The organism is Isoptericola haloaureus (assembly GCF_036689775.1).
Lineage (GTDB): Bacteria > Actinomycetota > Actinomycetes > Actinomycetales > Cellulomonadaceae > Isoptericola > Isoptericola haloaureus.
Genome location: NZ_JBAGLP010000110.1, coordinates 116,549 through 135,951, shown reverse-complemented (window position 1 = coordinate 135,951; position 19,403 = coordinate 116,549). Strand labels below are relative to the sequence as shown.

16 protein-coding genes and 1 tRNA gene are annotated in these 19,403 nt (G+C 75.0%); 4 read left to right on the top strand and 13 right to left on the bottom strand.

Annotated features, from left to right (window positions below; all coding sequences use genetic code 11):
• Positions 1 to 21: 21 nt before the first annotated feature.
• The 10 genes from V5O49_RS04520 to V5O49_RS04475 all read right to left on the bottom strand — a co-directional run bounded on the left by V5O49_RS04520 (position 22) and on the right by V5O49_RS04475 (position 9,715).
• Positions 22 to 1,620 (bottom strand): hypothetical protein, encoded by a 1,599-nt coding sequence (locus tag V5O49_RS04520; protein ID WP_332901185.1) that lies wholly within the window; start codon positions 1,618 to 1,620, stop codon positions 22 to 24.
• Between the two features lie 55 nt (positions 1,621 to 1,675).
• Positions 1,676 to 2,797, bottom strand: a complete 1,122-nt coding sequence (locus V5O49_RS04515; RefSeq protein WP_332901184.1) for a GGDEF domain-containing protein — start codon at positions 2,795 to 2,797, stop codon at positions 1,676 to 1,678.
• A gap of 152 nt (positions 2,798 to 2,949) precedes the next feature.
• The gene (locus V5O49_RS04510) at positions 2,950 to 3,228 is read right to left on the bottom strand and encodes a metal-sensitive transcriptional regulator (protein WP_278235291.1); all 279 of its coding nucleotides are present in this window, start codon (positions 3,226 to 3,228) and stop codon (positions 2,950 to 2,952) included.
• Between the two features lie 127 nt (positions 3,229 to 3,355).
• Complete coding sequence (locus V5O49_RS04505; RefSeq protein ID WP_332901183.1) at positions 3,356 to 4,222, bottom strand: sulfite exporter TauE/SafE family protein; 867 nt, start codon at positions 4,220 to 4,222, stop codon at positions 3,356 to 3,358.
• A gap of 16 nt (positions 4,223 to 4,238) precedes the next feature.
• Positions 4,239 to 4,847: a rhodanese-like domain-containing protein gene (locus V5O49_RS04500; protein ID WP_332901182.1), complete on the bottom strand. Its 609-nt coding sequence runs from the start codon at positions 4,845 to 4,847 to the stop codon at positions 4,239 to 4,241.
• 41 nt (positions 4,848 to 4,888) lie between these two features.
• A complete protein-coding gene (locus tag V5O49_RS04495; protein WP_332901181.1) occupies positions 4,889 to 6,298 on the bottom strand; it encodes an MBL fold metallo-hydrolase in 1,410 nt (469 codons plus the stop codon).
• Between the two features lie 255 nt (positions 6,299 to 6,553).
• Positions 6,554 to 7,408 (bottom strand): aldo/keto reductase, encoded by an 855-nt coding sequence (locus V5O49_RS04490; protein ID WP_332901180.1) that lies wholly within the window; start codon positions 7,406 to 7,408, stop codon positions 6,554 to 6,556.
• A 227-nt stretch (positions 7,409 to 7,635) separates the two neighbouring features.
• A tRNA-Ala gene (locus V5O49_RS04485) sits at positions 7,636 to 7,708 on the bottom strand.
• 109 nt (positions 7,709 to 7,817) lie between these two features.
• Positions 7,818 to 8,999 (bottom strand): DUF4231 domain-containing protein, encoded by a 1,182-nt coding sequence (locus V5O49_RS04480; RefSeq protein ID WP_332901179.1) that lies wholly within the window; start codon positions 8,997 to 8,999, stop codon positions 7,818 to 7,820.
• Between the two features lie 80 nt (positions 9,000 to 9,079).
• Complete coding sequence (locus V5O49_RS04475; RefSeq protein WP_332901178.1) at positions 9,080 to 9,715, bottom strand: GNAT family N-acetyltransferase; 636 nt, start codon at positions 9,713 to 9,715, stop codon at positions 9,080 to 9,082.
• Between the two features lie 65 nt (positions 9,716 to 9,780).
• On the opposite strand from V5O49_RS04475, the gene V5O49_RS04470 reads away from it, so the two are divergent.
• Positions 9,781 to 10,437, top strand: coding sequence for a 5-formyltetrahydrofolate cyclo-ligase (locus V5O49_RS04470; protein WP_332901177.1), 657 nt, complete (start codon positions 9,781 to 9,783; stop codon positions 10,435 to 10,437).
• A gap of 46 nt (positions 10,438 to 10,483) precedes the next feature.
• On the opposite strand, the gene V5O49_RS04465 is transcribed toward V5O49_RS04470, so the two are convergent.
• Positions 10,484 to 13,141: a penicillin acylase family protein gene (locus tag V5O49_RS04465; RefSeq protein WP_332901176.1), complete on the bottom strand. Its 2,658-nt coding sequence runs from the start codon at positions 13,139 to 13,141 to the stop codon at positions 10,484 to 10,486.
• A 71-nt stretch (positions 13,142 to 13,212) separates the two neighbouring features.
• Here V5O49_RS04465 and V5O49_RS04460 point away from each other — a divergent pair, with 71 nt between their 5' ends.
• The 3 genes from V5O49_RS04460 to mscL all read left to right on the top strand — a co-directional run bounded on the left by V5O49_RS04460 (position 13,213) and on the right by mscL (position 14,743).
• Entirely contained in the window at positions 13,213 to 13,512 is a 300-nt protein-coding gene (locus tag V5O49_RS04460; protein WP_332901175.1) for an FmdB family zinc ribbon protein, read from the top strand.
• A gap of 105 nt (positions 13,513 to 13,617) precedes the next feature.
• Complete coding sequence (locus V5O49_RS04455) at positions 13,618 to 14,271, top strand: SAF domain-containing protein (RefSeq protein ID WP_332901174.1); 654 nt, start codon at positions 13,618 to 13,620, stop codon at positions 14,269 to 14,271.
• Between the two features lie 79 nt (positions 14,272 to 14,350).
• Positions 14,351 to 14,743 carry a large conductance mechanosensitive channel protein MscL gene (mscL, locus tag V5O49_RS04450; protein ID WP_332901173.1) on the top strand — a complete coding sequence of 131 codons (393 nt, stop codon included), beginning with the start codon at positions 14,351 to 14,353 and terminating at the stop codon, positions 14,741 to 14,743.
• 45 nt (positions 14,744 to 14,788) lie between these two features.
• Here the strand turns inward: mscL and V5O49_RS04445 are convergent, their stop codons facing one another.
• Together V5O49_RS04445 and V5O49_RS04440 are read right to left on the bottom strand one after the other, a co-directional pair.
• Positions 14,789 to 15,004: a hypothetical protein gene (locus V5O49_RS04445; protein WP_332901172.1), complete on the bottom strand. Its 216-nt coding sequence runs from the start codon at positions 15,002 to 15,004 to the stop codon at positions 14,789 to 14,791.
• A 20-nt stretch (positions 15,005 to 15,024) separates the two neighbouring features.
• Entirely contained in the window at positions 15,025 to 19,197 is a 4,173-nt protein-coding gene (locus V5O49_RS04440; RefSeq protein ID WP_332901171.1) for a hypothetical protein, read from the bottom strand.
• Positions 19,198 to 19,403: the final 206 nt, after the last annotated feature.

Here is a 19,403-nt window from a genome sequence, read left to right as displayed (position 1 = left end):
TCTCCTGTCAGGCCGGGCCGGTCAGGACCCGGTCACGAGCAACGGCGCGGGGTCCGTCGGCACGAGGTCGGTGGACCGGTAGTACTCCGGTTCCGGCCCCGCCCAGCCGGCGTGCACTCCGTCGGGCAGTTCGTCGGTCACTCGCCCCCACACCCACTCGGTCGTGGTCAGTCCGCCGGTCCGGTCGGCGACGAGCACGAGCTCGACGGCGTCGGTCCGGGCGGCCGTCCGGCCGAGCTGGTCACGGTCGACGACGGACTCCGGTCGCGTCTGGTGCAGGACCACCATCGTCGGGGGCAGACCGTGATTAGTTACCACCCCTTCAATATAGGTGATCACGTCCCGCACCTCGGCCGCCGACACCTGCCCCGGGGGCATCTCCCCGTCCGACCGCCGGTCCTCCGGGTGCAGCGCCACCCCCACCCCGGGCTGCGCGAGCAGGTCCTCCAGCGCCTCGACCTCCTCCCGCAGGGTCGACACCCCGGCCCCGACGTCCAGCAGCACGTACTGCCCGGCCTCGCGGGCCGCCCGCACCAGCGGCCCCAGCTCGGCCGGCGGCTCCTCGGCGACCCAGTCGCCGTCCTCGCCCGGGTGCCCGGCCGCGGCGCTGGCCTGCACGACGACGGTGGGCACCACCGGCCCGCCGGCGAGCCCGTCGTAGGAGTCGGCCGCGGCCCGTGCCCGCTCGACCACGACGGCGGGGTCGTCGCGCCGACCGCCGGTCACCGTGACGTACCGCGCCGGCACCAGCTGCTGGGTACCCGTGGGCAGCAGGTCGCCGCGCTCGGCGGCGGCCACGCGCCACGCGAGCTCCTCGGCGCTGCCGAAGCTCGGCCCGACGCCGATCACGGCCAGCGCCTGCGCGGTGTCCACGTGCTCGACGACCTCCGGAGCGCCCGCGATGTCCCCGCCCGGCACCTCGAGGTCGACCGCACCCGCGGCCCGCAGCGTCGCGATCGCCGCCTCCTGCCCGGGTCGCGGGTCGGTCAGCGCCAGGACCTCACGCAGGTGCGAGGGCGCCGACGACGGCGACGAGGCTCCCGCGCCCAGGGCGACGTCGACGCGGTCCTGCAGCCGCCGTGCGTCGTCCTCGGGCAACGGGTCGACGTCCGGGTCGCTGCCGGGCAGCGGGGTCGGAGCCTCGAGATCGACGACGGCGACGCCCGCCGCGGCCGCGGCCTCCACGGCACCCGCGGCGGGGTCCGAGGCCTGCTCGTCCGGCGAGCCGGCGGCTCGGACGACGACGGCGACGCGCGCGCCCAGGCGCTCGAGCTCGTCCCCGATCCCCCCGGGCGACACCCCGCCGCCGACGAGCAGCGCCGGCGCCCCCAGACTCTCGGCCGCCGCTGCGTGCAGGGCTCGCACGACCCCGTCCGGCAGCTCGACGGTGGTCCCCGCCAGCACGGCGACGGGCGTGCGCTCGAAGACCTGCTGGCTCGCCGTCAGCGCCAGCTCGGCCGGGTCCGGCGACCCGAGCAGCACGGTGGACGCCGGTGCACGGACGACCGGGTGCACCGCCGGGCCACGGGTCGGCTGCGGACCTCCCTGGTCTCCGCAGCCTCCGACGAGGAGGACGACGAGCAGGGTCGACAGGACGAATGGGACGTTCCGTGCAGGCACCCCGACATCTTGGCCCATCCAGGGCGGTCGGGTCGACAGCGCCCGACCGACCGTCTCAGCCGAGCCGGCGGGCCGGCAGGTTCGCCACCCCACCCCGGCCGCCGCGTCGCGGCAGCGCGGGGGACGCCGCCGAGGCTGCCGACGTCGGCGGCACCCCGGGCACCGGGGCGGCAGGCGACGACTCGGCGGGGGCCGGGCCCGTCGCCGACGTCGTCGTGGCCACCTCGAGGGGCGCCCCGGCGTCCCGGGCGAGCCGCGCCTCGGCCTCGGCGACGAGCTCGTCGGGCGACGCCGCTCCGGCGACGGACCACACCACCGACGAGCGCAGGTCGGGCCAGACCAGCTCGTCCAGGCCGCCCGAGGGCTCGGCCAACCGCCCCAGGACGTGCCGCCGGAGCTGGTCCGCGGAGGCCGCGGCATGGATGTCGTCCATGGCCGGCAGGGTGGCCAGCACGGCGAACCGGTCCCCGCCGACCCGGCCGGGCTCGCACCCGCGCGGCAGCCCGGTGCGCAGCCGGTGGGCGATCTCGACGAGCACGACGTCCCCGGTCTCCAGTCCGTGCCGGGCGTTGAGAGCGGACATCCCGCGCACGTCGAGGAGCACCAGGACGACCCGCGTCGCCGATCCGCGCACGAGCCCGCAGCGCCGCGACAACGAGTGGTAGGTCGTCGCGCGGGTGGGCAGACGCGTGTGCGGGTCCTGCGTCGACCGCTCCGCCAGCGCGGCCACGAGGGCCCGCATGAGGTCCGCCGTCGCGGCCGTGCCCCAGTGTCTCCCGGCCACCAGGACGTCGTCGTAGCGGTGCGCCTCGGTACGCTCCATGGCTCGGGTGGCGACGGTGGAGACGGCGTCGTCCGGCGAGACCGTCATGGGCGCCCAGTCCGTGACGGACGAGACCGGCTTGCGCTCCAGCACGGCGCGGCCGTAGCCCAGGCGCCCCGTCAGCGCGGCGGTCAGCCCGGCGCGCATCACCATGCCGGTGCGGGCCCCGCCCTCGTCGTCCTGCACGGCGACGCACGTCACCTCGGGACTGCGGAACATGACCTCGAGCTGCCCGACGGGCATCGAGGACCCGACCACGGTGATGGGGCGGGCGAGGTCGGCGACGGTGCCGGCCAGCCGGGCACCGCCCCGGACCTGTCGGTGTCGGGCAACCTCGGAGATCTCGTCATGCACGGTGGTGAGTATCGCGGTGGACCGACCCGACATGTCGGACCATTCGGACGCCGTCGCCGAGTGTTCCGGCAACGTTCACCTCGTTCACCGGACGGACGCCGAGCGATGTCGGGACGGACCGGAGCACCGATCGCACCGGCCCGTCCCGGCTGTCAGGCCAGCGTGAGGAAGAGCTTCTCGAGCTCCTCGGCGGTGAGCCCGTCCTCCGCCTCCGCGGTGCCGTCCGGGTCCGTCAGGCACTCCCGCATCGCCGTGGAGACGATGACGTACCCGGCCCGGTCGAGCGCCGTGGACACGGCCGAGAGCTGGGTGACCACGTCGCGGCAGCTGCCGCCGGACTCGACGGCGGAGATGACGCCGTCGAGCTGCCCGCGGGCACGCTTGAGCCGGTTGAGGATGCGGCGCTGGGTCTCGGGGTCGGCATTTCTCATCGGGGGTTCGCTCCTGGTCGACGGGGAGCCGCGGGACGACGCACGCCCCGGGGCGGACGTCAGGATACGTCCGCCCCGGGGCGTGCCGGGGTGCGCCGTCCCGGGCGGGTCCGGGACGGCGCCGTCGTCAGCGGGCGGCGAGGCGCCCCCGCAGGGGGCAGGCCGCGCCGACCAGACGGCAGGTGACGGCGGCGACCGCCACCAGGGAGGCGACGACGGCGACCACGAGGCCGCCGACGCCCGGCAGCTCCTGCACCAGGACGACCACGCCCATGACCAGGACGAACCAGCCGAACCCGCGGCGCAGCGCCGCCTCGGGGACCCGGGTCGTCAGCCGGGCCCCGATGAGGGACCCGACGACGGCCGCCGCCGTGACCGCGGCGACGAGGCCCCAGTCCAGGGACACCGAGGTGAGATAGCCCGCCAGGCCGGCGAACGACTTCATCCCGATGACCAGCAGGGACGTACCCACCGCCACCGACATCGGCAGACCGCCGAGCAGGACCAGCGCGGGGACGACCAGGAAGCCTCCGCCGGCACCCACGAGTCCCGTCACGAGGCCCACGACCAGGCCGTCCAGGATGGTCCGACCCACCCGGAGGCCGCCGTCGTGCGTGGGCGTCCGGCCGCCGCGGCGACCGCGGATCATGGCTGCCGCCGTCGCGATCATCATGACCGCGAAGGCGATCATGAGGATCGTGCCCGGGATGTGCCCGCCGACGAGACCGCCTGCGAAGGCGCCGGCCATGCCGGCCGCCCCGAAGACCAGCCCCGTCCGCCACTGCACGTTGCCGCGGCGGGCGTGGGCCAGCATGCTCGTCACCGACGTCACGCCGACCACCAGCAGCGAGGCAGCGATCGCCTCCTTGGGGGCGAAGCCGGCCACGTAGGTGAGCAGCGGCACTGTGAGGATGGACCCTCCCCCGCCGAGCAGGCCGAGGGAGATGCCCACCACCACCGCGAGCAGCAGCACCGCGATCGTCGTGATGTCCACGGTCGTCCCCCGCCGCTCAGGCGGCCCGCGCCGTGACGGCCTGCGGCGCTACCGGGATGGACCGGATGGTGTTCTCGTAGGTCGGGCTGACCTCCGTGCGGTTCCACGGCATCTTGGACAGCGCCGCCGCCATGGCGCACGAGTTCGACAGGGCCGAGTAGGTCAGCCCGGCGCCGATCGCCCCGGCGAGGAGCCCCACGCGCGGGTGGATCACCTTGCTGCCGACGAACCCGGCGAGCACGAGCGAGCCGGCGACCATCCGGACCTGCCGGTCCATGGCCCAGCGCTGCGCGCCGCGCACGACGGTCCCGCCCGCGGACTCGAAGGCGGAGATCCCGCCGGCGAGCACCTCGGCGCTGGAGACGCCGACGGACGACAGCCGGTCCTGCGCCTGCCCCGCACGGACGCCGGACTGGCACACCAGCACGACGCGGCCTCCGAGCCGGTCGGCGAGGTCGTGGGTGTGCTCGGACAGCAGCGGCAGGGGCACGTTGTACGAGCCACGGATGTGGACGGACTCGAACTCGGCGGGAGTACGGACGTCGATGATCGTCAGCTCGTCGTCGGCCAGGCGCTGCTTCAGCTCGCCGGGCTCGATGGTCGTGACGGTGGCGGTGTGGGCCATGGGTGAGGGGGTGCCTTTCGTCGGGCGGGTGGGGCGGGCGGTCACGCGGGGACGGCGACGGGCCGGGACTGGGTCCAGGCGGTCCAGCCGGCGTAGCTGCCGTCGAGCTCGACGACGTCGTAGCCGGCACGGCGCAGGGCGCTGGCGGCCACCGCGTTGCGCACGCCGGACTGGCAGTACGTGACGATGGTGCCGTCGTCGGGCAGCTGGTCGAGGTGCCACAGCACGCGGCCGCCGCTGAGCTGCGTCGAGCCCGGGATGTGGCCGTCGGCGTGCTCGGTCTTGTTGCGGACGTCGAGCACCAGGGTGGCGTCGAAGGACTCCAGCTCCGCCGGGGAGATCATCGGCGGCGTGGTCATCGGCAGGCCGTCGAGCTCGGGGGTGAACCCGGCCACGGTGTCGATGCCGACACGGACCAGGTGGTCACGCATCTCCTCGGCGTACGCCTGGTCCTCGGCCAGCAGGATCAGCGGCCGGTTCTCCGTCTCCGGGTCGTAGACCCAGGCGCCGTAGCTGGCCGCCTTGGCGATCCCGGGGACGTTCAGGCTGCGGGCCACGGTCCCGGCGTGCACGGCGTGCTGGTCGCGGGTGTCGACGAAGATCACCTCGTCCGCCTCGAGGCGGCGGGCCAGGTCGTCGTTCGCCATCCGGCCGAGCGGGGACAGGGGGCCGAGCAGCGCCGGGCCGTCCTTGTTCTCGCGCTTCATCCGCGCGAAGTAGGCGTGGGCGTCCGGCTGCCCGTCCAGCAGCTCGTCGATGAAGCCCTGCTCGTCGCCGTCGCGCAGGTACGGGGCCCACCAGGCGTTCAGGCGCTCGTAGCCGACCGTGGTGGAGGGCAGCGCACCGAGCGCCTTGCCGCAGGCGCTGCCGGCACCGTGGGCCGGGAAGACCTGGACGTGGTCGCCCAGGGTGAGGAACTCGTCGCGCAGGGAGGCGAAGAGCTGGCGGGCACCTTCGAAACGGGTGTCCACGCCGCCGGCGGCCTCGTCGAGCAGGTCGGGGCGGCCGAGGTCGCCCGCGAAGACGAAGTCGCCGGTGAGCGCGTAGCCGGGCGCGTCGCTGAACGCGCCGTCCGTCACGAGCATCGCGAGGTGCTCAGGGGTGTGCCCCGGGGTGTGGCGGGCCTCGATGGTGATGTTGCCGATCGAGATGGTGTCGCCGTGGTACAGGCGGTGGGCCTCGAAGCCGTACTGCCAGTCCTGGCCGCCCTCGCCGGAGACGTAGACGTCGGCGCCGGTGGTCGCGGCGAGCTCGCGCGTCCCGGAGAGGTAGTCGGCGTGGATGTGGGTCTCGGTGACGGCCACGATGCGCATGCCGTGGCGCTGGGCGAGGTCGAGGTACTCGGCGACGTCGCGCCGGGCGTCGACGACGACGGCCTCACCCTTGGCCTGGCAGCCGATGAAGTAGCTCGCCTGGGCGAGGTCTTCGTCGTAGATCCGTTCGAGCAGCATGGGGGGTCTCTCCTTGAGGTCGGTTCCGCGATGCGGTGACCCCAGTCTGACGCATACCCCCTAGGGTATTCAAGTCACACCCCCCAGGGTATGCGCGGAACGCCCCCGAGCGTCCGGTGACAGGCAGGTCAGGGCGCTGCTGCCGGGATCGCCCCCGAACGCACGCAGGGGCCCCTCCGAGAGCTCGGAGGGGCCCCTGCGGGACCGTGCTGCCGGCCGGCTCGCGCTGCCGCGCGGGCCGGCCGGTCGGCCGGATCAGTTGCCGGCGTAGACCGGGAAGACGCTGTTCTCGCCGTAGTCGCGGAAGTGCACACCGCGCAGCGCGTCCATGTCCTCGTCCGAGATCTCGAAGTCGACCTCGGCGTTGCTGCGCATGTGCGCGGGGTTGGCCGTCTTCGGCACGGGGACCGTACCGAGCTGCAGCGTGTAGCGGATGCACAGCTGCGGGACCGTCACGCCGTACTTCTCCGCCATCGCCGCGACGTTCGAGTCCTTGAGGATCTCGCCGTGCGCGATGGGCGAGTAGGCCTCGACGAGGATGCCGTGGCTCTCGCAGAAGTCGAGCAGCTCGAACGGGGTGTTGCCCACGTGCACGAGCAGCTGGTTCACGTGCGGCGTGACCGTGCTGCCCTCCAGCAGGTTCTCCAGGTCCTTCTGCTCGAAGTTCGACACGCCGATCGAGCGCAGCTTGCCGGCCTTGTAGGCGTCCTCGAGGGCCCGCCAGGCCTCCCGGTTGCCGTCGGCGTAGTCGCCGCCGCGGAAGTCGTCCCAGGGCTGCGGGCTGTGGATCAGCATCAGGTCGATGTAGTCCAGACCCATGGTCGCCAGCGACTCGTCGATCGACGCGGTCGCCTCGTCGTAGGACTTGACCTCAGCGGCCAGCTTGGTCGACACGAAGAGGTCCTCACGGGCGACGCCGGAGGTGCGGATGCCCTCGCCGACGCCACGCTCGTTGCCGTAGGCCTGCGCGGTGTCGATGTTGCGGTAGCCGATCTCGACGGCGGCGCGGACGGCCTCGGCCACCGAGTCGTCGTCGATGAACCAGGTGCCCAGGCCCATGCGGGGGACGGCCACGTCGTTCGACAGGGTGTAGTTCTCGTTCAGCATCATGGTGGATCGCTCCTTCAGTTCGTGCGACGCAGTCCACGCTAGATCGGGCCGGGAGAAGCTGCGAGGCACCACTGGTACACCCCTCGGGCGCACACCCCACGGCGGCGGGCGGACCCGCGCACGCCGACGCACGGCCCGCGAGCGTCCGCGCACGTCGATGTGCGGGAACGGGGCCGGAGCACGACGAAGGCCCGGAACCGTGAACGGTTCCGGGCCTTCGCACCGGGTGGAGCTAGGGGGATTCGAACCCCCGACCTTCTCATTGCGAACGAGACGCGCTACCAACTGCGCCATAGCCCCGTGAAGCGGTAGTCAGATTAGCACCCGGCCACCGCTTCCGGCCAAATCGGATCGGCTCCGACGACGTGACGTGCGTCGCACCCGCTCCCGCAGCACGCGCGGGGCGGGCTCAGCCCGCCGCGCGACGCCGGGCCAGGATCTGCTCCAGCGGGAGCCCCAGCGTCTCGGACCGGGGCCGCGGCTCGTCTCCGACCGCGGGCTCCGGCGCGTCGCTCGGCGCCGCGTGCACGGCGTCCTGCGGCTCGGCCCGGTCCTCGACCGTCCACCGACCGCCTTCCTGGGGTGCCGCCGTGCCACCCGTGCGGGGCGTCGTCGAGGCGTCGTCGGCCCCGGCGCGCGGGGCTTCCGGCTTGGTCACGTAGGTCGGCAGGGGCACCGGGACCGGGTCCCACGGCTCCCCGCCGACGTGCCGGGAGTAGCCCGGCGCGGACTCGGCCGCCTGCTCGGGCGACCCGCCGTCAGCACGCTGACCGGACCGGCCGTGACCGTCCGACGGCGCGGAGGAGCTCTCGGACGGCGGTGCCGGCGCCCTGCGTTCGGGCTCGCCGTCGTCGGCCCGGTCCTCGGCACGCCCGGTGGCCCGGTCGGACGGCGCGGTCGTCGGCTCACGCCGCTCCCCCGTCGCCGCGGCGGTCCCCTGCTGCACGCGCGGGATCATCTGCGTGTGCGTGTCGGAGGGGTGCACGGCGTAGCCGGTGACGCGCGCCCGGTTGCGCGGGGCGTACGGACCACCGTGCGCGAGCGTGCGGCGCTGCGTGGCCCGCTGCTGCTCGGCGCGACGCTCCGACCGCCACCGGGCGTCGGACCGGCGCGCCGTCAGCACGGCCAGCCGGCCGAGCACCAGCACCACGAGCAGCAGCCCGGACGGCACGGCCGCCACGGGCCACGGCACGTACCCCAGGCCGACGACCGTCCACGCAGCGGCCGTCAGCAGCGTCAGCAGGACCGTCAGCGTGAGTCGGCGACGTGCACGGGCGGCGCGGCGCTCGAGCACCGCCAGCCGCGAGGCGCGCACCTGCGGCGTCATGCCCGACGCCGGCCCGGCGGCCGGCGCGGTCACCCGCGGCGTGCTGCCGGTCGGCGGCGAGTGACCCGCCGCACGGTTCGTGGGCATCGGTCGCCCCTTCCCTGCTCCGTCCGCCACCGTCAGCATGCGCAGGCCGCCGGAGAACCGGTCGTCCACCCGGGCCGCCGCGAGCTCCGTGCGTCGCCGCAGCTGCAGCGGGACCCAGTAGCCGAGCCACAGCACGAACAGCGCGAGGGCTGCGAGTCCTGCCGGCGACGTGTCCATTCCCCGACGGTAGGCGAGCCGGGGCGGGGCGGGCCGCACCACCGGGCGGCGTGTCCGCTACCTGGACAGGTTCGGGACCGTCACGCCCCGTCGCGAGCCCGCTGCCAACGGGCGAGCAACCCGCCCGGGACGTCCTCGGTCGTCAGCGCGAACGTGCGGTGGTCACGCCAGTCGCCCTGGATGTGCAGGTACCGTTCGCGGACCCCCTCGTCACGGAACCCGAGCTTCTCCACGACCCGCAGGCTCGCGGTGTTCTCAGGCCGGATGTTGATCTCCACGCGGTGCAGCCCGACCACCTGGAAGCAGTAGTCGGTCGCCATCGCCACCGCCGTGGGGATGACGCCCTGCCCGGCGTGCTCGCGCGCGATCCAGTAGCCGACGCTCCCCGAGCACAGCGAGCCGTACTGGATCGAGGAGACCGTGAGCTGGCCGGCCAGGGCGCCGTCCAGGTCGACGACGAACGGCAACGACGTGCCCGCCCGCGCCTGCGCGCTCAGTGCCCGGACGTACTCGCCGAACGAGGACGCGCTCGGCCGCTCGCCCGGCGTCGTCGCCTCCCAGCGGTCCAGCCAGTCCGCGTTCGAGCGGCGCAGCTCCATCCAGGCGGTCCCGTCGCGCCGACGCAACGGGCGCAGCACGACAGCGCCCGACGACGTGTCCTCACGCAGCGTCACCGGCCACGGCTTGGTCACCGCCCACCTCTTCGTGTCGCTCATCCGACCCCCCGTCCACGCCCGGCATACCGGGTCCCTCGACTCCCGGACCCTGCCACAATGAGGGCATGCACGGCGACCGCAGGCCCCCGACCGCCCCACAGCCGTACCCGGTCGTCGCCGGGATGGAGACGGGGGACGCCAAGGACGAGCTGCGCCGGGCGATCCGCCACCAGCGCCAGGACCGGTCCGCGCGCCTGCGCGAGCAGGCCGCCGCCGCGTTCGCCGAGGTGCTGGCCACGGTGCCGGCCGTGTCCTCCGCGGCCACCGTGGCGACCTACGCCGCCCGGCCGACCGAACCCGGCACCGGCGCCCTGCTGGACCAGCTCGCCGCACGGGGCGCCCGTGTCCTGCTGCCGGTGCTCGGCGCCGGGCTGGCCCGGGACTGGGCCGAGTACACCGGCCCGGACGACCTGCTCGAACGCGCCCCCGGCCGGCCGCCGGAACCGGGCGGCCGCACGTTGGGCGGGCGGGCCATCGCCGAGGCCGACGTCGTCATCGCCCCGGCGCTCGCCGTCGACAGCCTCGGCGTCCGCCTCGGGCAGGGCGGCGGCTGGTACGACCGCTCGCTGAAGCAGGCCCGCCCCGGCGTGCAGGTGGTCGCCATGGTGTTCCCGGAGGAGTTCTACGACGCCTCCGAGCGGCCGCTGCCCGTGGAGGACCACGACGTGCCGGTGCACGCGGTGGCGACCCCGGACGGCTGGCAGCCGCTGCCGGTGTCCTGAGCGGCCGGGCCCGCCGCCGGGGCTGACCGGACCCGACCGCGCGGGCTCACGGCACGAGCGTGGCGGTGTCCTCCGCGTCCTCCTCGACGGCGTCGCGCGTGAACGGCCACGTGAACGTGTCCCCCGCCGCCCAGGAGGACAGCTGGTCGTCGTAGTGGGGCGAGGCCGGGTGCCCGGACGTGCCGGTGACCGTCACCCAGGTCGAGGCGTCCAGGTCGCCGAGGTCGACGACCATCCGCATCGACGGTCCCGTCGTCACCGCGAAGCTGCCCGTGGAGGCGTCCCAGCCGGTGGCGTTGACGATCGAGCTGCCGCCGGGCATCTGCACGGGGTGCGGGTTGACGTAGTCGCGCACGAGGCCCGGCACGTCGGGACCACCCAGCACGGGGTGCTGCAGCGACAGCTCGTGCAGGGCGCCCCAGCTCCAGTCGCCCGGGTCCTTGGACAGCTCGACCGTCAGGTCGTGGCGGGCCGTGACCAGGGCACGCGTGAGGATCTCGTCCCGCGTCTCGACGACGTTCAGCGTGGAGCGGTCGTCCCAGAACGGGTCGTCGGGACGCTCCAGCATGTCGCGGACGACGACCAGCCAGCGCGAGCCGCCCGAGGGCAGGGCGTCGGCGGGCAGGTCGTCCCAGAAGGTCGCCGAGAGCAGGTTGCGCCACACCGCGTTGAAGTAGGCGGCGGCCGCGGAGTCCGCGCCGGTCCGGTAGTCCCACCCAGCCAGGAGCTCCTGGCCGGCGGCGTCGTAGGAGTCCTCGATCTCCATCTCGAGCAGCACCGGGACCAGGACGGCCGCGAACGGCGACCAGTCGTCGACCTGCAGGTCGTTCATGTCGGCGACGGTGAACGGCCGGCCCGCGCTGACCTGCTCGGTCAGCAGCGTGCGGATCCGTTCGGAACGGAACCCCTGGTCCCAGTCCTGGGACAGCTCGGGCCCGACACCGTCGGGCAGCACGGCCTGGTTCGCCGCGACGACGAACCCCTCCTCGGGGTCGAGGGCGCGCGGCATCTCGGCGGGGTCGACGTACCCCTGCCAGTCGAACCGCGGGTCCCAGCCGGGTCGCGGCCAGGTGCCGTCCGAGGGCACGGGGCCCTCGACGTCACGGCGCTGGGGGACCTTGCCCGGTGCCTGGTAGCCGATGTGCCCGTCCGTCGTGGCGAACACGATGTTCTGCGCCGGGACGTCGAACAGCTCGGCCGCCGCGGCGATCTCGTCGGCGTCGCTCGCGGACGCCATCGCGAACACGGCGTCGGCGGTGCGGCCCGGCTCGAGAGCGGTCCAGGCCAGCGAGACCGCGTACTCGCCGAACACGGTGCCGGTCTCCGTGGGGGCCCCGACGACGGCACCGACGTCGAGCACGTCGGAGACCACCGGCCCGTGGTCGGTGGACCGCACCCGCAGCTCGACCGGGGTGCCGCCGTTGACGCGGATCGTCTCGGTGCGGGTCTCCATGTCGACCCACTCCTCGGCGTCGGCGTCGCGCAGCCACGTGTCGTTGCGGACACGCTCGACGAAGAAGTCGGTGACGTCGGCGTTCATGTTCGTCAGCCCCCACGCCAGGTCGGCGTTGTGACCGATGATCACGCCGGGGAAGCCCGCGAACGAGAACCCGCTGACGTCGAACGGGCAGGAGTCGTCGACCTGGTCGCAGTGCAGGGAGACCTGGGACCACAGCCCGGGGGCCGCCAGGGAGAGGTGCGGGTCGTTGGCGAGGATCGGCGCCCCGGTGGCCGTCAGGTCGCCGGAGACGGCCCAGGAGTTCGACCCGGCGCCGTCGCCGCGCCCGACGAGGACCGGCACCGACTCCAGGGCCGTGGTGGCCGACTCGATCGCCGCGTCCAGCGCCGAGGTGCCCCACGGCAGCTCGGTCGACGTGCGGGCGACGGTGCGGGCGTCGACCGGCTCGAGGTCCTCCTCGGTGAGGATCGGTGTGTTCCCGCCGTCGGCGAAGGTGGGGAAGATCTCGTCGACCAGGTCGACGTCCTCCAGCGTGCTGTAGGCCTTGGCACGGTCGAGCTCGGTGTCGTAGTTGCCGCGCAGGTCCCAGGCCATCGCCTTGAGCCAGGCCAGCGAGTCGACCGGGTCCCACGGGTCGGGGTCGGCGACGTCGACGGTCGCCCCCAGCACGGTGTACTCGACGGCGAGGTCCTCCGGGGCACGGTCGGCCAGGTAGGCGTTGACGCCCTGGGCGTAGGCCTGCAGGTAGGAGCGCGACTCCGGGGACACGAGGTTCCACTCCTCCTCGGCGACCTCGCGCCAGCCGAAGGTGCGGATCACCTTGTCGGCGTCGATCGCGGCAGGGACGTCCCCGACGAGCTCGGCGAGCCGGCCGGCGGTGACGTGGCGGCGGTAGTCCATCTCGAAGAACCGGTCCTGGGCGTGCAGGTACCCCTGGGCGGCGAAGAGGTCCTCGGCCGTGCCGGCGTAGACGTGGGGCACGCCCTGGGCGTCGCGCTGGACCGTGACCTCGCCGCTCAGGCCGGGCACCTGCTCGGTCGAGGAGTGGTCGGGCAGCGGCCGGCGCGCGGTGACCACGGTGAACGTGATCGTCGCGACGAGCGCCAGCACGACGAGCACGGCGATCCCGACGGCGGTCCGGCGCAGGCGGGACCGCGCCGGCGGAGCGGCGTCCTCCTCGGGGGGTTCGTCGCCCTCGCGGGGCTGGTCGGGCTCGTGCGTGACGGGGTCGGTGCTCGCTGACACGCAGGCGAGACTACCGCCCGAGTATGATTGGCACTCGCATGATTCGAGTGCCAGCCATCTGAGGAGACACCGTGCCCACGTACGCCTACCGGTGCGCCGACTGCGGCCACGCCTTCGACATCCGTCAGGCGTTCACCGACGACGCGCTCACCGTCTGCCCCGAGTGCGCCGGACGGCTGCGCAAGCAGTACGGCTCCGTCGGTGTGTCGTTCAAGGGGTCCGGCTTCTACCGGAACGACTCGCGGGCGGGTTCCGGCTCGTCCAGCGGCTCCTCGTCGAGCGGCTCGTCGTCCAGCGGCTCGTCGTCGAGCGGTTCGTCGTCGGGCGGCTCGAGCTCGTCGACGGGGTCTTCCCAGGCCGCCTCGGCCTGAGCACCGGGGTAGGTCCCCACCCACCGCGGGCGCCGTCCACAGCCCCCGCGATCCCGGGGCCGGACCGTCCGGAGTGCCCGCCCGGCCCGGCCTAGCGTGCCGGCCATGGACCTCTCCGTGCACGGCCGGATCCGCGACCGGCTCCGCCTCGCCGCCTGGCGGTCCCGGTTCGTCGTGGCCGCCGTCTGCTGCGGCCTCGCCGCCTGGACCACGGTCGACGCCGTCCGCCCCGCCCCACCGGTGATCCGCGAGGTCCTGGTCACCGCACGTGCTCTGGACGGCGGCCAGCCCCTCGGGGCCGACGACGTCACCACGGTGCGCGTCGACGCCGGCCTGGCACCGGGTGCCCTGCTGGACGGTGCCGCCGACGTCGCCGGCAGCACCGCGGCCGTGGACCTGCCGGCCGGCACGCCGCTCTCCCCCGCGCTGCTCCGCCGCGGCGGTCCGGCCGCCGCCGCCCCGCCGGGGAGCGTCGTGGTGGCCGTGCGCCTGACCGAGTCCGACTGGCTGCGCCCCGGCGACCGGGTCGACCTCGTCGCCACCGACGACGACGGCACGCGGCTGGCACGTCGCGCCGAGGTCCTGCCGCCGCCCGACGAGGGGGCGGGAGCCGACGACGAGGCCGGCGGCGGGCTGCTCGGCTCGGCCACGGGCGGCGCCGCGGACCCGGTCACGCTGCTCGCCGTCTCTCCCCAGGAGGCCGCGGCCGTGTCGGCCGCCTCCGGATGGGGAGCGGTCGCCCCGGTCCTGGTGCCGTGACCGGTGTTGCGGTCCCGGGAGACGCTGCCGAGAATCGTCGCGGCCACCACACCCCACCACGAAGGGACGCCGTCACATCATGCTCACGGGTTTCAAGCAGTTCATCATGCGAGGCAACGTCATCGACCTCGCGGTCGGCATCGTCATCGGCGGCGCGTTCGCCACGGTGATCGCCGGGCTGAACGACGGCATCCTCCTGCCGCTCATCGCCGCGGTCTTCGGGGAGCCGGACCTGACCCAGGTCGGCACCTTCATGATCAACGGCGCGCAGTTCAGCATCGGCCTCTTCCTCGACGCCGTGCTGAACTTCCTCGTGGTGGCGGCCGGTCTGTACTTCTTCGTCGTGATGCCGATGAACAAGCTCGCCGAGCGCCGGGCCCGCGGGCAGGAGCCGGAGCCCGCGCCGGTGCCGGACCCGGACATCGTGCTGCTCACCGAGATCCGCGACCTGCTCTCCGCACGCCGGCACTGAGGCCAGCGGCGGCGCAGGCACCGAGGCCGGCGTCGGCGCCGCCGGTCACCAGTGCGGAGGGACGTCCCCGCGCAGGCGCTCGTCGTTGGAGCCGTGCCCGCCGGACTCGTCGGCGCTGACCCCCCAGTGGGTCTCGCGCTCGGTCCCGCGGCGCACGGCCCGACGGGGACCCCGGCGCCGCGGGGCGTCGGCGTCGGACGCGGGACGCTGCGGGTCCGGGTCGTCCGGGTCGGGGGCCGGGGTGGCGGCGTGCGGGCTCACCCCACCATTCTGCCCGGCGGTCAGTCCGCCGACGACGCGTCCTGGTCCGCGGTGTCCGGGCCCGGCGCGGACGCCGCGGTGTCCGGGTCGCCGTCCTCGTCCAGCACCGGGACCACGACCCGCGGCGGCACGGGCACGCCACCCGGGGTGCCGACGCGGTCGTCGCGCACCCGCTGCACGAGTCGCCGCACCCGGTCGGCCTCGCCGTCGGGGTCGAGGAACACCGCCGCGGACCAGACCTGCGTGACGGTCCAGCCGAGACGCTCGAGGCGCTGCGCGAGCTGGCGGTCGCGCACGCGCACCGACGGCTCGGCGACGTAGTCCTCGTCGTCGGTGAGCACCGCGACCAGCATCTCCCCGGGCAGGTCGGGGTGCCCCACGACCAGCGGGACGTGCTCGCCGTCGACGGTGCCGTAGTCGGTCTCGACCAGGTAGCCGAGCCGCCACAGCCGCTCGCCGAGGTCGGTCACCAGCCGGTCCGGGACGCGCCCCACGTCGACGCCGTTCCCGAGCTCGACCTGGTCGGCCACCCCCGAGCGCCGCTCGGCCATCTCCAGCACCTCGCGCAGCAGCCGCGGTCCGGCACCCCGCAGGCGGTCGGGATCGAGCGCCGTGGCGTCGAAGCAGCTCACCACGTGCAGCCGACGGCGGGTCGCGCCGAGCGCGCCCAGCAGCATCGCCTCGCCGCCGTCGTCGCCCAGCACGCCGAACCGGTGCAGCACCCGGCCGTGCGGCGTCCGGCCGAAACCGACGGACAGCAGGATGGTGTCCCGGGAGAGCCCGGCGACGCCGGTGATGTCGGCGACCACCACCGGTTCGGGCCGACGACCGGAGAAGAACGGCGCCAGCGCCGGGTTGGCACGGACCTCGGCCAGCAGCGCCTCGCGGATCCGGTCGGCGTGCGCGGCGGTGACGGTGACGATGCCGAGCGTCTCCTCGGGCCTCGTCATCGCGTGGTCGATGGAGGCCTCGATCACCCGGTCGACCTCGGCGCGGGTGCTCTGCACGGCGCCGGTGGACTGGTCGGGCATCCCGCTGCCGTCGACGAGGTCGAAGCGGACCAGCTCCTCCGCGCGCGGCACGGGGGCGGGGCGCAGCAGGCCGTCGTAGCCGTGGGTCGCGAGCAGCCGGGTCAGCGCGGGGTCGCGGCGGTTCTCCCGCGGCTGCAGGGTGAGGGTGGGCAGCAGCTCCGACAGCTCGGCCACGCTGGTGCCCGAGGCCGAGCGCGGGTCGCCGACCACGACGACCTGCCGGCCGCGGGCGAGCGCCGGCAGGACCACCTCGGTGGGCACGTGCTGGACGGCGTCCACCACGACGAGGTCCGCCGTGCGGTGGGCCGGCAGCAGGTGCGGCACCAGCGTGGGGGTGGCCAGGACGACCGGGCGCAGCCGCCGTGCCAGGTCGCCGTACCGGTCGACCAGGTCCCGCAGCGAGCTCATCCGCCCGCCGATGAGCTCGGCGAACAGGTCCTCGGCACCCTGGCGGTCCTCGCGCATCGCCGTGCCGAGGTGCGCCCGGGCAGCGACCCGCGCCGGCTGGGAGAGCGCGGCCAGGTGCCGGACGTCCAGGTCGCGGAAGCGGCGGGCCAGGGCGTCGAGACCGGCCCCGTCCTGCCCGGCCAGCACCGGGTCCTCGACGAGGATCTGCTCGAACACCGTCGACCACCAGGACAGGTCCAGCTCGGCCGCGACCCGCTCCCCCGCCACGCGCCGGGTGGTCAGGTCGTCGACGAGCTCGCCGACGCCGGCCTCCCGGGCCCGCCGCAGCAGCGCCGTGCGCTCCGGCAGGGTCTCCAGGGCCTCCGGGTCACCGACGAGCTGGTGCAGGCGCTCGGCGAGGGCGTCCAGGTCGAGGTCGAGCAGGCGTCCGCCCTGCGTGGTCGGCGCGAGCACCGGCTCGAGCTCGGTGAGGTCGATGCGCACCGCCTCGTAGGTGTCCTCGATCGTCGCCAGCCCCTCGGGCAGGGTCGGCCAGCCGCCGCGGGCGGAGTGCTCGGCCCACAGCTCGCGCTGCGCGGCGACCTCCTCGAGCGCGGCGTGCAGGTCGGTGACGCGCACCCCCGGGCGGACCATGTCGCGGGCGCGCTTGCGCAGCCGGCGCCGGGTGAACCAGCCCATCTCGATGCCGTGCTCGCGTCGCCACGCCCGCGGCGCCGTGGCCTGCACCAGGTCCGTGGCGGTGCGCTCGAACACCATCGGGTGGAAGACGTCCAGCGTGCTGCGCATCCCGGCGAGCATGCGCAGCTGGTCGCCCCACGCGCGGATCGTGCGCGGCACCTCCAGCCCGGTGACCTCGCCGGTGTAGGCGATCTGCCGGCGCAGCTGCGGCAGGGTCGCGTCCTTCAGCCGCCGGGCCCGCGCCAGGGCGTCGCGCGCGGCATCCATGGTCAGCAGGTCCGCGCCGAACCAGGGCGTCCCGGACGGCCGCAGCGTGAAGGCGCCCAGCGCCGCCGCGCGCTCCAGGTCGGCCGCGAGCCGCCGTCGTCGGGCCTCGTCCAGGCTCAGCGCCGTGCGCGCGTCGAGACGTACCCGGGTCGACGGCGAGGGCCGCTCCGAGGTCAGGCGAGCCAGCTCCTGCAGCGCGTCGTAGGCGGACACGCCCCAGGGCGCGCGCCGGGCGTGCAGCGCGTCGATGTAGCCGGTGAGCTGCGCCCGCGCACCGATCAGCGCGTCCCGGACCCCGGCGGGGCCGGCGGTGTCGACGTCCTCGGGCTCGCTGGCCATCGCGCTGAGCAGCCGCTGGGCCATGTCGTCGCGCCAGGTGGGCCGCGGGGTGACGTCCAGCGAGAGGTTGCCCAGCCCGAGGTCCTCGAGCCGCTGGGCGAGGCTGTCGGCGGCGCGCCGGTGTCCGGTGACGTACAGCACCGACCGCCCGGCGGCGGCCGCCTCGGCGACGACCGCGGCCAGGGTCCCGGCGACGTCGGAGCCCACCGGGGCGTCGACGAACAGGTGGTGGCCCGTCGCGGCGGCCTCGACCACGTGGCGCTGGTCGGGGTCGAGGTCGCCGACGCCGCGCTCGCGCACCGGGTCGGCGTCCGTGCGCCGCGGCGCGGGCAGCTCGACGCCCGCCACCCGGCGGCGGGCCGGGTCGGCGCCGGCCAGGGCGGCCACCAGCTCGTGGCGGCCCAGGCCCGGGGCGAGCTCGTCGAGGTCGTCCACGAGCGCCTGCGCCGGGTGGACGAACGTGCCCGCGAGCACGCGGTGCTCCCAGGAGAAGTCGTCGAGGTGCTCCGCGGCGACCGTCGCGATCCGGTCCAGGACGTCGTCGGGGTCGAACCCCGCCGCCGTGAACGTCGCGTCCGCCAGCGCGGCCGCGTCCAGCCGGGCCCCGCGTGCCCGCAGGGTGCGCACGAGCTGCGGGTTCACCTCGACCGTCGGTTCCAGGGTCAGCTCGTAGTCGGTCTCGCCCTCGCCGCGCGGGGCGAGCATGACCGGGCGCAGCAGCACCGGGGCGTGCACGGTGCGGCTGCCCCCGCCCGCCTCGTCCGGGGCCGGGGCGCGCCGGGCGTCGGCCTCGCGCGCCGCGACGCTGACCACGGGGATGGAGGTCGTCACGGCCTCCGGGGGCGAGGAGACGCTCGCCGCGGACGCCGCGCTGGCGCCCGACGCCGCGACGTCCGCGAGCGCCGTCAGCTTCCCGCGGCGCTCGGCGGTGGGCTCGCCGTCGGCGTCGACCGCCTCGGTCCAGGTGGCCACGCCGATCGCCAGGTAGGTGGGCGCCATGCCGTACCGGGCGGCGTGCTCGGCCGACCGGACCATCACGGCCCGGGCCCGACGGCGGGCGGTGGGGAACGCGGCGCCCTCGCGCACGAGGTTGGACAGGCGTGTGGCCCGGCCGGCGAAGAGCTGGGCGACGCCGGAGGGGTGGGCGGCGGAGAGGTCGACGACGGCCTCGCCGAGCAGCCCGACGTCGGCGACCCCGGCACCACCGGCGGTCTCCACGAGGCCGGCGCGCCAGCGGCGCACGGCGTCGACGAGCGGCGTCGTGGTGGTGGGACCGGCCGATGGCGCGCTGCGGGAGCTCGCGCCGTCGGTCTGCTCGTGGTCGACCGGCCGGTCCTCGGCCTGCTCGTCGGCGACGGGCTCCCGGGGGGAGCCGGCGTCCGCCGATCGGTCCGTCGGTCCGGTGGCGTCCTGCGGCGCGGCCGCGGACGAGGCCACGGTCGCGGCGGTGGATCGGCGCAACACTCTCACGCCAGCACGGTAGTCCGCCGTCGGCTCTCGCCCGTGGCGGGCACGCCGAACCGACGGGGAATCACGAACGCCCCCTCGGTGGGGGTCCGAGGAGGCGCCGCCCGGCTCGGGAGCCGGGGAAGGACAGCGCGCACCGCGCAGGGGGCGGGCGGTGCGCGCTGCCATCGGAGAGTTTGCCGGTGGTGCGCTAACACGTCAATACACCT